Here is a 14,915-nt window from a genome sequence, read left to right on the forward strand (position 1 = left end):
TCACTCACGTACGACGATCGGACTAACCCTCCGCGTCGCCCTCGGCCTCGAGGAACGCCTCGCGGATCTGCTCGACCATCGCCGGGTCCGGGGCCTCCCACAGCCCGCGGTCGACGGCCTCGAGCAGGCGCTCGGCCATGCCGTGCAGCGCCCACGGGTTGGCCTCGCGCAGGAACGCGCGGTTCTCCGGGTCGAGGACGTAGTTCTCGGTCAGCGAGCCGTACATCCAGTCGCTGACCGTGCCGGCCGTGGCGTCCCAGCCGAACAGGTAGTCGACGGTCGCGGCCATCTCGAACGCGCCCTTGTAGCCGTGACGGCGCATCGCGGCCATCCAGCGCGGGTTGACGACACGGCTCCGGAAGACCCGGGCGGTCTCCTCGATCAGGCTCCGCGTGCGCACGTTCTCCGGCCGGGTCGAGTCGCCGACGTACGCCGCCGGCGCCGCCCCGGTGAGCGCGCGGACCGTGGCGATCATGCCGCCGTGGTACTGGTAGTAGTCGTCGGAGTCGGCGATGTCGTGCTCGCGGGTGTCGATGTTCTTCGCCGCCACCGCGATCCGCCGGTACGCCGCCCGCATCTCGTCCACGGCCGACTCGCCCTGGCGCCCGCGGCCGTAGGCGTGCCCGCCCCAGGTCGTGTAGATCTCGGCGAGGTCGGCGTCGCCGCGCCACTCGCGGGAGTCCATCGCCTGCAGCAGCCCCGCCCCGTAGGCGCCGGGGGGTGAGCCGAAGATCCGGGTGGTCGCGGCCTGCCACGACGACCCCGACGCCGCGTCGGCTCGGGCGTGCGCGGCGACGAAGTTGTCCTCGTCGGCCTCGTCCGCGAGCCCCGCGACCAGCTGCACCGCGTCGTCCATCGTCGCCACGACGTGCGGGAAGGCGTCGCGGAAGAACCCGGAGATCCGCAGGACGACGTCGACGCGGGGGCGGCCGAGCTCGGACGTCGGCGTGACCTCCAGCCCCGTCACCCGCCGCGAGGCCTCGTCCCACACCGGCCGCACGCCCATGAGCGCCAGCGCCTCGGCGACGTCGTCGCCGCTCGTGCGCATCGCCGCGGTGCCCCACAGGCTCAGCCCCACCGACGTCGGCCACTCCCCCTCGTGGTCGGCGCGGTAGCGCTCGAGCAGGGAGTCGGCGAGCATCTGCCCGGTCTCCCAGGCCAGCCGCGACGGCACCGCGCGCGGGTCGATCGAGTAGAAGTTCCGGCCGGTCGGCAGGACGTTGACCAGCCCGCGCAGCGGCGACCCGCTCGGCCCCGCCTTGACGTGCCCACCGTCGAGCGCGTGCAGCACGCTGTCGATCTCGGCGGTGGTGCCGTCGAGGCGCGGGACGACCTCGGTGGCGGCGAAGGTCAGGATGTCGGTGACGGTGTCGTCCTTGCGGCCCAGCACCTCGAGCGTGACCTGCGCGGGGTCGGCGTCCGCCCAGGCCCGCTTCTCCATGCCGAGGACGAGCGAGTGCGCGAGCTCCTCGACGCGGTCGACCTCGGCGCGGGGCGCGTCGTTCTCCGCGAGGCCCAGCGCCTCGCGCAGCCCCGGCAGCGACTGGGTGCCCGACCACAGCTGCCGCGCGCGCAGCACCGCGAGCACCATGTCGACGCGCTCCTGCCCGGCCGGGGCGCGCCCGAGGATGTGCAGGCCGTCGCGGATCTGGGCGTCCTTGATCTCGCAGAGCCAGCCGTCGAGGTGCATGACGAAGTCGTCGAAGCGCTCGTCGTCGGGCTGGTCGGAGACGCCGAGATCGCTGTCGAGCTTCGCGGCCTGGATGAGCTGCCAGATCTGCCCGCGGATCGCGGTGATCTTGCCGGGGTCCATCGCCTGGATCGAGGCGTACTCGTCGAGCAGCTGCTCGAGCCGTGCGAGGTCGCCGTACGACTCGGCGCGCGCCATCGGCGGGACGAGGTGGTCGACCAGCGTCGCGTGCGCGCGGCGCTTGGCCTGCGTGCCCTCGCCCGGGTCGTTGACGAGGAACGGGTAGATCAGCGGCAGGTCGCCGAGGATCGGGTCGGGGGCGCAGGACGCGGAGCTCGCCACCGTCTTGCCCGGCAGCCACTCGAGGTTGCCGTGCTTGCCGACGTGCACCAGCGCGTGGGCGCCGAACGAGCTCTGCAGCCACCGGTAGGCCGCGAGGTAGTGGTGGCTCGGCGGCAGGTCGGGGTCGTGGTAGATCGCGATCGGGTTCTCCCCGAAGCCGCGCGGGGGCTGCATCATCACGACGACGTTGTCGCGCTGCAGGGCCGCGACGGTGATCGCCTGCTCGTGGATGAACATCGATCCGGGCGCGGGGCCCCAGTGCTCCTCGACGCCCGCGCGGAAGTCCTCCGGCAGGCCCGCGAACCAGCGGGTGTACTCGTCGACGGGGATGCGGATCGGGTTGGCGGCGAGCTGCTCCTCGGAGAGCCAGTCCTGGTCGTAGCCGCCGGCGTCGATGAGGGCGCGGATGAGCAGGTCACCGTCGCCCTCGGCGAGCCCCGGGACCTCGCCGATGCCGTAGCCGGCGTCCTTCATGGCACCCAGGAGCCGCACGACCGAGGCGGGCGTGTCCAGGCCGACGGCGTTGCCGATGCGGGCGTGCTTGGTCGGGTAGGCGGACAGGACGAGCGCGACCTTCTTCTCCGCGTTCGGGACGTGGCGCAGGCGGGCGTGCGACACGGCCAGCCCGGCGACCCGCGCGGCGCGCTCGGGGTCGGCGACGTACACCGGGAGCCCGTCGCCGTCGGTCTCCTTGAAGCTGAACGGCACCGTGATGATCCGGCCGTCGAACTCCGGGACGGCGACCTGGTTGGCGGCGTCGAGCGGGCTGACGCCGTCGTCGTCGTCGAGCCACTCGTCGCGGGTCCGCGTCAGGCACAGGGCCTGCAGGATCGGGACGTCGAGAGCCGCCAGCGCACCGGTGTCCCAGCTCTCGTCGTCCTCGCCGGCACTCGCGCTCGCGGGCTTGGACCCGCCGGCGGCCAGCACCGTCGTGACCATGACGTCGGCGTTGCGCAGGACGGCCACGAGGTCGTCGTCGGGGCTGCGCAGCGACGAGCAGAACACGGGCTCGGGCACCCCGCCGGCGTCGACGACGGCGCGGCACAGGGCGTCGACGAACGCCGTGTTCCCGGCCATGTGGTGCGCGCGGTAGTAGACGATCGCGACGCGCGGGCGCGCCCCGTTGGCAGCGAACGTGCTGTTCGCTGCTTCTAGGCGCTCGAACTCCGCGTTCGCGGCCTCCTCGGGGCGCTCCCAGCCGTCGAGGCGGCCCCAGCTCGGCATCTCGGCCGGCGGGTCGAAGCCGCGACCGGTGAGCAGCACGGTGTCGGAGAGGAAGTGGTGGAGCTGCGCGAGGTTCTCCGACCCGCCCTGGGCGAGGTAGAGGTGCGCCTGGGTCGCGACGCCGACCGGCACCGTCGACGACTCCATCAGCTGCGCGTCCGGGCTCTGCTCGCCCCCGAGCACGACCACCGGGCGCGGCTGGGACGGGGCGAGCAGCGCGTCGAGCCCCGCCTCCCACGCCTGCCGGCCGCCGAGCAGCCGGACCACGACGAGGTCGACGCCGTCGAGGAGTCGGTCGAGCTCCTCGCCCACCGCCACCCGCGCCGGGTTGGCCCAGCGCCAGGCACCCTCCTGCCCCGGTGCGCTCGCGCGCGCCGAGCGCAGGTCGGTGTCCGAGGTCGAGAGCAGCAGGAGCACCTGGCCTCCAGGCCGAGAATGTCTGAACACCTAGATAGATGTTGAGGATGGAACACGCTTACTCTGTCACGGATGTCCGCAGCCCGACGACGTGACGCCGCCGCTCCGGCCGCGGCACGTGACCGTCCGGACGCCTGCCCGGGGGCCTGGCGGCGCCACGACGCCGCCGACGGCGCCCTCGCGCGGTTCCGCCCGGTGGGCGGGGCGACCTCGTCGGCGGAGCTGCGCCTGCTCGCCGCTGCCGCCGACACCGCCCCCCTCGAGCTGACCTCCCGCGGATCCTGGCAGGTGCGGGGCCTCTCGGACCAGGGTGCCGACGATCTCGCCGCCGCGCTCTCCCGCGTCGGCGGCGAGGCTCCCCTGCTCGACGCCCGCGGGCGCGACGTCCCGTGCAGCGTCGTGGCCTCGCCGCGCACCCCGGCCGTGGACGCGCCGGCGCGGGCCGTCGCCGACGCGCTGCGCGGCCGCGACGACGTCCCCGGTCGCCTGCTCGTCGCCATCGACGACGGCTCCGGCGATGTCCTGGGTCTCGACGCCGACGTCACCGTCGTCCTCGGCGGCACCCTGTACCTCGCCGGCACGCCCACCGGGATCACGGGCGACGACCCCGCCGCCCTGGCCCTCGCCGCCGTCGAGGCGTTCCTCGCAGTGCGCGGCGACGCCTGGCGGGTCCGCGAGGTCGGCGCCGACGCCGTCCTCGAGCCCCTTCGTGAGCACTTTCCGGTGCGGGAGCACCGGAAAGTGCTCACGAGCCCGGAGGGCAAACTGCTCGAGGTCCTCCCCCGGCTCGGCGAGGTCGACACGTTGGCCGCCGCGGTGCTCGCCGACCTCGGGGACGAGGGCGCGACGCTGCGGGTCACCCCCTGGCGCACGGTGGTCCTGCGCGACGCCCCCGCCGACGCCCGCGCGCGGCTCGAGGGCCTCGTCGAGACGGGGCCGTCGCCGTGGTCGACCCTCTCGGCCTGCGTCGGCGCGCCGCGGTGCGCCAAGTCGCACACCGACGTCCGCGGCGACCTCGCCCGCGCCGTCGCCACCGGCCGCGCGGGCGGGCTGCTGCCCGCGCACTGGGTCGGCTGCGCGCGGGCCTGCGGCACCCCGGCGGGCCCGGTGGCCGTGGTGGAGGGCACGCCCGGCGGTACCTATCGCACGATCGTCCGAGCAGGGAAGGTGTCCCCGTGAGCGCCGGTCCGACGGAGTCGACGCAGTCGGCCGTCCCCTCCTACATCGCCGACGGCCCGGAGATCTACCGGCGCTCGTTCGCGATCATCCGCGACGAGGCCGACCTCACCCACCTGCCCGAGGACGCCCACGACGTCGTCATCCGCATGATCCACTCGTGCGGGATGGTCGACCTCGCCGCCGACACCGAGGTCTCCCCCGGCGCGATCGCCGCGGCGCAGCGGGCCCTGCGCGCGGGCGCCCCGGTGCTCTGCGACGCGGAGATGGTGGCCAGCGGGATCACCCGGCGCTTCCTGCCCGCGGGCAACGAGGTGATCTGCACGCTCAACGACCCGCGCGTGCCCGACCTCGCCGCCGCGCAGGGCACCACCCGCAGCGCCGCCGCCCTGGACCTCTGGCACGACCGTCTCGACGGCGCCGTGGTGGCGATCGGCAACGCCCCGACCGCCCTGTTCCGGCTGCTCGAGATGATCGAGGCGGGCGCGCCGCGGCCCGCGGTCGTGCTCGGGCTGCCCGTCGGGTTCGTCGGGGCGATGGAGTCGAAGGCGGCGCTGGTGGCCCACCCCGCCTCGCCGGAGCACGTCGTCGTGCACGGACGCCGCGGCGGCTCGGCGATGACGGTCGGTGCGGTCAACGCGCTGGCGCTCGGGTGCGCGGCGTGACCGGGACGCTGTACGGCGTCGGCGTCGGGCCCGGCGACCCGTCGCTCATGAGCGTGCGCGCCGTCGACCTCGTCCGCGGCGCCGACGTCGTCGCCTACCACTGCGCACGCCACGGCCGCTCGAACGCCCGCGCGATCGTCGCGCAGTACCTCGGCACGCAGGTCGAGGAGCAGCTGACCTACCCGGTCACGACCGAGTCGACCGACGACTACCAGGGCGCCCTCGACGCGTTCTACGCCGAGGCCGCCGCCCGGCTCGCCGCGCACCTCGACGCCGGCCGCGACGTCGTGGTGATCGCCGAGGGCGACCCGTTCTTCTACGGCTCGTACATGCACCTCCACAAGCGCCTCGCCGACCGCTACCCCACCGAGGTCGTGCCCGGCGTGACGTCGGTGGCCGCGGCGGCCGCCGCGCTCGGTCGCCCGCTGGTGGAGCGGGACGAGGTGCTCACCGTGCTGCCGGGCACGCTGCCCTCCGACGAGCTCGCCGCCCGCCTCGCCGACACCGACGCCGCCGCGGTGATGAAGCTCGGCCGGACGTTCACGAACGTCCGCGCCGCGCTCGCGACGGCGGGCCGGCTCGACGAGGCGCACTACGTCGAGCGCGCCTCCACCGAGGCCCAGCGCACCGCCGCCCTCGCCGACGTCGAACCCGGCTCGGTGCCGTACTTCTCGGTCGCGGTCGTGCCGTCGCGGGTGCACGCCGACACCACGCCCGCCGCGCGCGAGGAGACCGCGGCCGCGATGGCCGGGCACGCCGGCGAGGTCGTCGTCGTCGGCCTCGGGCCCGGCGCCCGCGACCGCCTCACCCCCGAGGCCTCCGCCGCCCTCGCCGCGGCCGAGGACGTCGTCGGCTACACGACCTACACCGCGCGGGTCCCGGTGAACCCGCGCCAGCGCGTGCACGCCTCGGACAACAAGGTGGAGTCCGAGCGCGCCGCGTTCGCCCTCGACCTCGCCCGCGGCGGGCGGCGGGTGGCCGTGGTGTCGTCGGGGGATCCCGGGGTGTTCGCGATGGCGTCCGCGGTCGTCGAGGTCGCGGCCGCCGACTACCCCGACGTGCCGGTGCGCGTCGTGCCCGGGGTGTCCGCGGCCCAGGCCGTCGCCGCCCGCGTCGGCGCCCCGCTGGGCCACGACTACGCGATGATCTCGCTCTCCGACCGGCTCAAGCCCTGGGACGTCGTCGAGCGCCGCCTCGCCGCGGTGGCCGACGCCGACATGGCCATCGCGATGTACAACCCGGCCTCGCGCTCGCGGACCTGGCAGGTCGAGGCCGCCCGCGACCTGCTGCTGAAGTACCGCGACCCCGGCACCCCCGTGGTCGTCGGCCGCGACGTCGACGGGCCCGAGGAGTCGGTGCGCGTGGTGCGGCTCGCCGACCTCGTGCCGGGCGAGGTCGACATGCGCACCCTGCTGATCATCGGGGCGTCGACGTCGCGCTGGCCCGCGCCGGGCACGGTCTACACACCGCGCCGGTACGGCTGACGGTCACTCGCCGGGGAGCGGCTCCCAGGTCCAGTCCCCGTCCTGGCGCTCCCGGCCGACGATGCGCCCGCACGTCGGGCAGAACAGCTCGTAGGCCGCCAGGTACTCGTTGCCCGCGTCGAAGTTCGTCGCGACCCAGGCGTGCTGGAGCCCGCCGAGGCACAGCCACTGCTCGTCGCCCATGACGGCGATGGTGTCAGGCGACCTGGGTGAGCGTCGCGGATTCGGCGGGTCGGGTCTCCCAGACGTCGAACGGGAGGTCGCCGACGGAGGCGAACAGCTCGGACGCGCCGGCCGCCAGCGCCTCGGGCGAGGCCCAGACGGAGATCGCGACGATGCGCGAGCCGTCGGGCTCCTCGAAGGCGCCGATCTCGTCGAGACCGTCGATGCGCGCGGAGGTCTCCCGGATGACGGCCATCGCGGCGAGCATGTCGGCGCGGTACTCGGGCTTGGGGAAGTGAACGACCTGGAACAGGACGCGGGACACGGGTGCTCCTTCGGATCGGTGGACGAGGCGTCGGGCCGACTCGAGCGCCGCGCCCCACAGCGCCTCCCACAGCCCGGTGAGGACGCGGCGCTCGCTCATCAGGCCCAGAGCCCCACGGGGTTGCCGTCGGGGTCGGCGACCACGGCGATGCGCCCGTAGCCCTCCGGCAGGTCCATCGGCAGCGCGAGGGTGTCGGCGCCGAGCTGGCCGGCGCGCGCGAGCTCCTTCTCGAGGTCGTCGACCCGGACGTAGATCTTCACTCCGGTGTCCCCAGGCGCCTGCGAGGGCCCGATGCCCCCGCTGATGGCGTCCGGGCCCGCGCCGGTGTCGACCATCGCGTAGCCCTCCATCGACGGGTCCGCCGCGGCGGTCCAGCCGAACAGCTCGGTGTAGAAGGCGCGGATCTTCTCGGGGGCCGTGCTGGTGATCTCGAAGTAGGCGACGGGCTGGCCCATGGTGACCTCCTCGGTCGGTTGGCGTGGAGCTAACGTTAGTGACTGCTTTCGTAAGTGTCAACGGACGGATGTGGTTTCGGACCGGGCATACTCGACGCGTGCGGCGCTTCCGCCGGTCGCCTCCCCGCCGGCCCCTCGACGCGGTCGAGCTCGCGGAGGCGGCCGCCCTCGGCGATCTCGTGGCCGTGGTGTGCGTGCTGACCCGCCTGTTCCCGATCGGCCCGCTCGGCACGGTGATCGCCGCCTTCCCGGCCGCGGTGCTGGCCGCGCGACGTCCGGGACGGGCCGGCCCGATCGGGGTGCTCGTCGCCGTGGTCGTCGCGTTCCTGACCGGCGGCGTGGGTCCCGCCGGGAGCGCGGCGACGGCGGCGTCGCTCGGCTGGCTGCTCGGCGTCGGCACCCGGCGGGGCTGGTCGACGCTGCGGACCGCCCTGATCGGTGTCGTCGTGCTGGCCCTGCCGACCTCGTTGCTGGGGACGGCCCTGCTCGCCGTGTTCGCCGACTACCGCGAACTCGTCCTCGACCAGCTGCGCACCTCGTGGGGAGGGCTCGCGCGCCTGCTGCGCGGCGGGCTCCCCGAGGTCGTCGCCGCCGGGGACCGGGCGGTGCGGGCGATCACCGACTACTGGTGGGTGACCCTGCCCGCCCTCGCCGTCGTCAGCACGCTGCTCGGGGTGGCGCTCGCGGGCCTCGTCCTCGCCCGACCGCTGCGCGCCGTGCAGCGCGTCCTGCCCACCGACCTCGCCGGGCGCCTGCCGGGCGGACGCCGCGGCGAGGCGGTCGCCCCGCTGCCCCTGCACCTGCGCAGCGTGGTGCTGCCGTCGGGCCCGCCCGTCGACCTCGACCTGGACACCGGAACGTTCGCGGTCGTCACCGGGCCGAACGGGGCCGGCAAGTCGACGCTCGGGCGCGTGGTCGCCGGCCGCCCGCCGTCCGGCGGTGCCGCCGAGCGGCCGGGCGACGCCGGGCTGGGGGTCGCCGGCGGGACGGGGATGGTGTTCCAGCGGCCCGACAGCCAGGTGCTCGGCGTGCGGGTCGCCGACGACCTGCGGTGGGGCCTGCCTCCGGACGCCCCGGTGCCGGTCGACGAGCTGCTCGCGCGGGTCGGTCTCGAGGGCGCCGGCGACCGGGAGACCGCGACGCTCTCGGGCGGCGAGCTGCAGCGTCTCGCCGTGGCCGCGCTGCTCGCCCGGCGGCCGGCCGTCGTCGTCAGCGACGAGAGCACCGCGATGCTCGACCCCGACGGCCGTACCGAGGTCACCGACCTGCTGCGCAGCCTCACCCGCACCGAGCGCGTCGCCGTCCTGCACATCACCCACCACGACCCGGGATCGGCCGACGTCGCCGTCGCGCTGCCGGGGCCCGACGTCGCGCCCGCGTCGGCGCCGGGTGAGTGGGGGCCGCCCCGGCCGGCGGCGGGCGGCACGCTGCAGCTGCGCGGCGTCGACGTCGTCCACGACGCCGGCACGCCGTGGCGCCGCCCGGTGCTGCGCGACGTCGACCTGCGCATCCCGCCCGGGCACACGGTGCTCGTCACCGGCCCGAACGGGGCGGGCAAGACGAGCCTCGCGTGGCTGCTCGCGGGCCTCACCCGGCCGGCGCGGGGCACCGCGACCCTCGACGGGGCGCCGCTGCGCAACGGGCGCGACGGGGCGCTGCTCGCGGTCCAGCACGCCCGGCCGGCGCTGCTGCGCCCGACGGTCGGCGAGGAGGTCGAGGACGCCGCCGGCGTCGGCCCGCGCACCGCCGACACCACCCTCGCCGCGCTCGGCCTCGACCCCGCCGTGTACCGCGACCGGCCCGTCGACGAGCTCAGCGGCGGCGAGCAGCGCCGCGTGCTGCTCGCGGGCCTGCTGGGGGCGGGACCGCGCGTCCTCGTGCTCGACGAGCCGCTCGCCGGGCTCGACACCGACGCCGCCACCGCCGTCCGCGACGCCCTGCGCGCCGCGCGCGCGGCCGGGACGACGCTGGTGATCGTCACCCACGACACCGCGCCCGTCGCCGACCTCGCGGACGCCGTCCTGCACGTCGAGGACGGGGTGGTGCACGGGCCGCCGTCGCTGGTCGGGACGTCGCCCGCCGAGGGGCCCGAGCGGCGGGCGCGCGGCGCCCTCGGGGCGGTGCGCACCCTGCCCGGCCCGTCGTTCCTGCACCGGGCCTGGGCGGGCACGAAGATCGCGGCGCTGGTCGCGGTGGCGGCGGCGCTGTTCGTCGACCCCACCTGGCCGACGCTGGGCGCGGCGACCGGGGTACTCCTGGTGGGCGCGGTGGCGGCGAAGTTGCCCCGGGGTGCGGTGCCGCGTCCACCGCGCTGGCTGCTGCTCTGGCTGCCGGCGATCGTGCTCTCGACGATCAGCGCCCGCCCGCCGCTGCTCGACGTCCTCGGCACCGAGCTGAGCATCGGCGGGCTGGAACGCGTGGTGCTGTTCCTCGCGACGACGCTGGTGTCGCTGCTGGGGGCGGCGCTGCTGGTCGCCACCACGCCGCTGGGCGCGTTCCCGCCGCTGCTCGAGCGCGTCGTGCGGCTGGGTCGGCGGCTGCGCCTGCCGCTGCAGACCCCGGCGACCGGGATCGCGCTCGGCCTGCGCCTGGTGCCGCTGCTGCTGGCCGAGGGCCGGACCGCCTGGCTCCTGCTGGGGCAACGCCGGCCCGCGGGGCGGCTGCGCATCCCCCTGCGCGAGCAGGTCCGGCTGGCCGTCCGCGCGGCGATGCTCGCGTGCGCCATGGCGGCGCGGCGGGCCGCCGAGACCGGCGAGGCGATCACCGCCCGCGGGGGCCTGGGCGCCCTCGCCGGCCCCGACCAGCGCCCGGGTCGCCGGGACCTCGTGCTCCTGCTCGTCGTCGCCGCGATCCTCGCGTTCGGGCTAGCGTTCTAGATGTCAGCGGAGTGGCTCTGCAGACGTTGAGTGTCCGCAACGCCACGCACTCGATCGCGGGTCAGGGTGCGCGCTGCTGCAGGCGGGCGAGCGCCTCGTCGACGGACTCCACGACGTCGACACCCACCGGCAGGGGCGGCCGGTCCACGAGCAGCACCGGCAGCGAGCGCTCGCGCGCCGCGACGAGCTTCGCCTCCGTCCCGCCCCCCGAGTCCTTGGCGACGACGACGGTGATGCCGTGGCGCTCGAGCAGCGCGCGCTCGTCGTCGAGGGCGAAGGGCCCCCGGGCGAGGACGAGCTGGGACCGCGCCGGCAGCACCTCGGGGGCCTCGATCGCCCGCACGAGGAACCACGCGTCGACGTCGGCGAACGCCCCGACGCCCTGGCGGCCGGTGGCGAGCAGCACGCGCGCGCCGGCGGGGATCGACGTCGCCGCCGCGGCCAGCGACCCCACCCGTGTCCACCGGTCCCCCGGCCCCGCCGTCCACCCCGGCCGGCGCAGCAGGAGCAGCGGCGTCCCGGTGCGCGCCGCGGCCGCCGCCGCGTGCTCGGTCATGGTCGCCGCGAAGGGGTGGGTGGCGTCGACGAGGACGTCCACGTCGCCGAGTGCCGCCGCCAGCCCGTCGACCCCGCCGAAGCCGCCGGTGCGCACCTCGCCGTCGGGCAGCCGGGGGTGTCGGGTGCGGCCGGCGAGCGAGGTCGTGACGTCGTCGCCGCGGGCCGCGAGCCGGGTCGCGAGCTCCCGCGCCTCGGCCGTGCCGCCGAGCACGAGCACCCGGCGGCTCACGCGGCGTTCCGGCGGCGGGGACCTCTTGCCCGTCCAGCCGAGCGACGGTGCCCTTCGGTCAACACCGGCAGGCGACGCCTCACGGCCGCGCGCGCGCCGCGGAGTACAGGTGCGACTCGCAGCCCTCGGCGACCCCGACCACCGGCCCCACGACGATCACCGCGGTCCGGAGCACCCCGGCGTCGGCGACCTTCTCCGCGATGTCGGCGAGCGTCCCGCGCAGCACCACCTCGTCGTCCCGCGACGCCCGTGCCACCACCGCCACCGGCTCGGACGCCGGCCGGTGGCGCAGCAGCGCCTCCACCACCGACGTGCAGCGCTGCACCGCCAGGTGCAGCACGAGCGTCCCGCCGGCGGCGGCCCAGACGTCCAGCGACTCCCCCGGCGGCATGGGCGTCGCGTTGGCGGCGTCGCGCGTCAGCACCACCGACTGCCCGACGCCGGGCACGGTCAGCTCGGTGCGCAGGGCCGCGGCGGCCGCCGCGAAGGCGGGCACGCCGGGCACGATCTCCCACGGCACCCCGGCCTCGTCGAGGCGGCGGGTCTGCTCGGCGACCGCGGAGAACACCGCCGGGTCGCCCGAGCAGAGGCGCGCGACGTCGTGGCCGGCCTCGTGGGCCTCGACCAGCGCCGCGGTGATCTCGTCGAGCGTCATCCGCGCGGTGTCGACCTTGTGCGCGTGCGGCGGGCACTGCCCGAGCAGCTCCTCGCCCACGAGCGAGCCCGCGTAGAGGCAGACGGGGCTGGTCGCGATCGCCCGCAGCCCGCGCACCGTGATCAGGTCGGGGGCGCCGGGTCCGGCGCCGACGAAGCGGACGGTCACGCGGCTTCCTTCCGGTGGATCAGCTGGGTCACCGAGGCGAACGCGCGCCAGCCGCCGAACCGCCCGACGGGCGCGACGCGCTCGACGGCGATCCGGCGCAACGCTCCGCCGCGGGACGCCCGGAACGCGACGAGCGCGGCCTCGCCCTCCACGGTGACGGTGTTGACGACGAGCCGCCCGCCGGGGCACAGCGCCTCCCACACGGCGTCGAGCATGCCGGGCGCCGAGGCCCCGCCGCCGACGAACACCGCGTCCGGCGCCTCGAGCCCGACCAGGGCTTCCGGCGCCCGTCCGACCACCACCCGCAGTCCCGGCACGCCGAGCGTGGCGGCGTTCTCGCGAATGCGGGCCGCGCGGTCCTCCCGGACCTCGACGCTGATCGCCCGGCACGACGGGTGGTGGCGCATCCACTCGATCCCGATGCTGCCCGCGCCGCCGCCGACGTCCCAGAGCAGCGCGCCGGGTACCGGGCGCAGCGCGGCGACCGACAGCGTGCGCACCTCGGCCTTCGTCAGCTGGCCGTCGTGGGAGTAGGCGTCGTCGGGCAGGCCGGGCGCGCGGCCCAGCAGCTCGTCCGCCGGGGTCGCGGGGCACGCGATCGCCACGACGGCGAGCGGGTCGCCGGCCGCATGGCTCCACGTGTCGGCGCGCCCGTCGACGCGGCTCTCCGTGGGCGCACCGAGCGAGCCGAGCACCGTCATCGTCGCGGCGCCGTGGCCCCACGTCGTCAGGGCGCGCGCGAGCGCGGCCGGGGTCTCGCCGTCGGGGACCAGCACCAGCAGGCGGCGCCGCGGCGCGAGCGCGGCCCGCACCGCGGCGAGCGGGCGCCCGACGGTGGAGAGGACCTCGACGTCCTGTGCGGCCCAGCCCAGCCGGGCGCAGGCGAGGGCCGCCGACGACGGCGCCGGCAGCACCACGGCGGTCGGGTCGTGAGCCAGCACCGCCGACCCGATCCCGTAGAACGTCGGGTCGCCGCTGGCCAGGACGGCGAGCTCGCGGTCGGCGTGCTCGGCGAGCAGCCCGGGCAGCGCGGGCACCAGCGGCGAGGGCCAGGTGACGTGCGACGCGGCGAGCGAGGGCAGCAGCGCGAGCTGGCGGGGCGCCCCGAGGACGACGTCGGCCTTCTCGAGGGCCCGGCGGGCGGGCTCACCCAGCCCGGGCCACCCCTCGGCGCCGATGCCGACCACGGTCACGCTCACCGCGCCACCTCATCACGTGGGCAGCGCTCCGTCGCCGGGAGCCTCGTCACCCCCGTGCGCGGTGACCCTCTCGTCGACGTACCCGCGGACCGGCGGGAGCCAGCGCGCGGCGAGGGCGCCGAGGTCGACCCGCAGCGCGTCCGCGGGCCAGTCGGGCGGGCGGAGCCCGGGCGGCAGGCCGGGATCGCGCAGGAGGTCCAGGTTGGCCTGGTTGGTCAGGGCGGCGAGGCGGCGCAGGGTCGCGGCGCTCGGCGGCGGGTCGTCGGTCTCCGCGAGCGCGGCGCGGACCGCGGTGTGGTGGGCGAGCAGGTCGGCAGCGAACATGCGGGCGAACAGCTGGCGCGCGGGGGCCGGCGACAGCCCGGGCTCGCCCAGCAGCTCGACCAGCGCGCCGCCGGGGAGCTCGGTGCGCCCGGAGATCGCGAGGAGGTACGCGACGAGGCCCACCGTGGGGCTCCGACGCGTGACGCTTCCCGTCACGGTGGGGGCGGGCCGGCCCGGCGCGCCGGGGAGGTCATGGCTCAGGGCGCGTAGCGCAGGCCCGTCACCGTCAGCACCGTGCGGTCGTCGCCGTGGCGCAGCACGACCCGGCCACTGCGCAGCCGCCGCCCGCCGTGCTCGAGCTCGGGCGCGGTGTGCAGCGTCCGTCCGTCGGACGGGCCCGCCGGCACGGCCCGCAGGAACGTCGCGGTCGCCTCGTCGGCCGGGCCACCGAGCAGGTCGGCGAGGGCACGCGCGGGCAGCGACGCGAGCATCCCGCCCTGCACCACGCCCGCGTGGTTCACCGACGCCGGGTCCGGCGCGGCCCCGTCGGCGAGCAGGTCGGCGGCCCGGCGCGGCGGGTCCGACCAGGCCGGCGCGTGGCCGGGCCACGTCGACGCGGCGACCTCGTCGGCGAGGATCGCGTTGCGACCGACGGCCCGCGCCACGGTGCGGCCGTCGTCGTCGGTGATCACGGCGGTGCTCAGGCCGACCTCGGACTTCTCGTCGAGCCACCCCGTCCCGTGCAGCGTCCCCGTGACGCCGTCCCGGGCGATCACGTGCAGCGTCAGGCGCAGCGTCGTGATGCGCTCCCCGGACCCGAGCGTGCCGGTGACGGCGAGCCCGCTGACGAAGTCGGCGAGCACCCACAGCGCGGCGTCGAGACCGTCGGGGTCCGCCGCCGGCATCGTCGCCTCCGCCCGGCCGGGCTCGATCGCGCGCAGGCGCGCCCCCACCGCCGCGTGCACCGGGGCGAGCGGGAGGTCGTCGTCGACGCAGCGCCGCAGCTGCGCGAGCGGTGCGTCCGTG

13 protein-coding genes are annotated in these 14,915 nt (G+C 76.4%); 4 read left to right on the forward strand and 9 right to left on the reverse strand.

Going from position 1 to position 14,915, the window contains the following annotated elements; all coding sequences use genetic code 11:
• Nucleotides 1-22 precede the first annotated feature (22 nt).
• Entirely contained in the window at nt 23-3,673 is a 3,651-nt protein-coding gene (cobN, locus tag WCD41_RS23080; RefSeq protein WP_337716837.1) for a cobaltochelatase subunit CobN, read from the reverse strand.
• Nucleotides 3,674-3,745: 72 nt separating this feature from the next.
• Here cobN and WCD41_RS23085 point away from each other — a divergent pair, with 72 nt between their 5' ends.
• Genes WCD41_RS23085 through WCD41_RS23095 form a run of 3 tightly spaced genes read left to right on the forward strand, consistent with a single transcriptional unit; the run spans nt 3,746 to nt 6,998 of the window.
• Nucleotides 3,746-4,852, forward strand: coding sequence for a 4Fe-4S domain-containing protein (locus tag WCD41_RS23085; RefSeq protein WP_337716839.1), 1,107 nt, complete (start codon nt 3,746-3,748; stop codon nt 4,850-4,852).
• Entirely contained in the window at nt 4,849-5,514 is a 666-nt protein-coding gene (locus WCD41_RS23090) for a precorrin-8X methylmutase (RefSeq protein ID WP_337716840.1), read from the forward strand. Before WCD41_RS23085 ends, WCD41_RS23090 begins: the two co-directional genes overlap by 4 nt.
• A complete protein-coding gene (locus tag WCD41_RS23095) occupies nt 5,511-6,998 on the forward strand; it encodes a precorrin-2 C(20)-methyltransferase (protein WP_337716841.1) in 1,488 nt (495 codons plus the stop codon). The genes WCD41_RS23090 and WCD41_RS23095 overlap by 4 nt, the downstream gene beginning before the upstream one ends.
• A gap of 3 nt (nt 6,999-7,001) precedes the next feature.
• On the opposite strand, the gene WCD41_RS23100 is transcribed toward WCD41_RS23095, so the two are convergent.
• From WCD41_RS23100 to WCD41_RS23110, 3 genes are read right to left on the reverse strand one after another with little or no spacing between them, the layout of a single operon-like run.
• Nucleotides 7,002-7,181 (reverse strand): hypothetical protein, encoded by a 180-nt coding sequence (locus WCD41_RS23100; protein WP_337716843.1) that lies wholly within the window; start codon nt 7,179-7,181, stop codon nt 7,002-7,004.
• A 13-nt stretch (nt 7,182-7,194) separates the two neighbouring features.
• Nucleotides 7,195-7,584: a hypothetical protein gene (locus tag WCD41_RS23105; protein WP_337716845.1), complete on the reverse strand. Its 390-nt coding sequence runs from the start codon at nt 7,582-7,584 to the stop codon at nt 7,195-7,197.
• A complete protein-coding gene (locus WCD41_RS23110) occupies nt 7,584-7,940 on the reverse strand; it encodes a VOC family protein (protein WP_337716848.1) in 357 nt (118 codons plus the stop codon). Before WCD41_RS23110 ends, WCD41_RS23105 begins: the two co-directional genes overlap by 1 nt.
• 98 nt (nt 7,941-8,038) lie before the next feature.
• On the opposite strand from WCD41_RS23110, the gene WCD41_RS23115 reads away from it, so the two are divergent.
• Complete coding sequence (locus tag WCD41_RS23115) at nt 8,039-10,816, forward strand: DUF2232 domain-containing protein (RefSeq protein ID WP_337716850.1); 2,778 nt, start codon at nt 8,039-8,041, stop codon at nt 10,814-10,816.
• 61 nt (nt 10,817-10,877) lie between these two features.
• On the opposite strand, the gene WCD41_RS23120 is transcribed toward WCD41_RS23115, so the two are convergent.
• The 5 genes from WCD41_RS23120 to WCD41_RS23140 form a co-directional block, all read right to left on the reverse strand.
• The gene (locus tag WCD41_RS23120; protein ID WP_337716852.1) at nt 10,878-11,603 is read right to left on the reverse strand and encodes a cobalt-precorrin-6A reductase; all 726 of its coding nucleotides are present in this window, start codon (nt 11,601-11,603) and stop codon (nt 10,878-10,880) included.
• 79 nt (nt 11,604-11,682) lie between these two features.
• Nucleotides 11,683-12,426 (reverse strand): precorrin-4 C(11)-methyltransferase, encoded by a 744-nt coding sequence (cobM, locus tag WCD41_RS23125; RefSeq protein ID WP_337716854.1) that lies wholly within the window; start codon nt 12,424-12,426, stop codon nt 11,683-11,685.
• Nucleotides 12,423-13,625, reverse strand: a complete 1,203-nt coding sequence (gene cbiE, locus WCD41_RS23130; RefSeq protein ID WP_337716857.1) for a precorrin-6y C5,15-methyltransferase (decarboxylating) subunit CbiE — start codon at nt 13,623-13,625, stop codon at nt 12,423-12,425. Before cbiE ends, cobM begins: the two co-directional genes overlap by 4 nt.
• A 12-nt stretch (nt 13,626-13,637) precedes the next feature.
• Entirely contained in the window at nt 13,638-14,072 is a 435-nt protein-coding gene (locus tag WCD41_RS23135) for a hypothetical protein (protein ID WP_337716859.1), read from the reverse strand.
• Between the two features lie 74 nt (nt 14,073-14,146).
• On the reverse strand, nt 14,147-14,854 hold the full coding sequence (locus WCD41_RS23140; protein WP_337716861.1) for a PaaI family thioesterase: 708 nt from the start codon (nt 14,852-14,854) through the stop codon (nt 14,147-14,149).
• Nucleotides 14,855-14,915: the final 61 nt, after the last annotated feature.

Origin of the sequence: Actinomycetospora aeridis, assembly GCF_037400275.1 — a bacterium.
Classification (GTDB): Bacteria; Actinomycetota; Actinomycetes; order Mycobacteriales; family Pseudonocardiaceae; genus Actinomycetospora; species Actinomycetospora aeridis.

Coding starts and splice junctions, on each gene's coding strand:
- WCD41_RS23085 (WP_337716839.1), top strand. CDS start 3,746: ATGTCCGCAGCCCGACGACGTGACGCCGCCGCTCCGGCCGCGGCACGT.
- WCD41_RS23100 (WP_337716843.1), bottom strand. CDS start 7,181: ATGGGCGACGAGCAGTGGCTGTGCCTCGGCGGGCTCCAGCACGCCTGG.
- WCD41_RS23105 (WP_337716845.1), bottom strand. CDS start 7,584: ATGAGCGAGCGCCGCGTCCTCACCGGGCTGTGGGAGGCGCTGTGGGGC.
- WCD41_RS23110 (WP_337716848.1), bottom strand. CDS start 7,940: ATGGGCCAGCCCGTCGCCTACTTCGAGATCACCAGCACGGCCCCCGAG.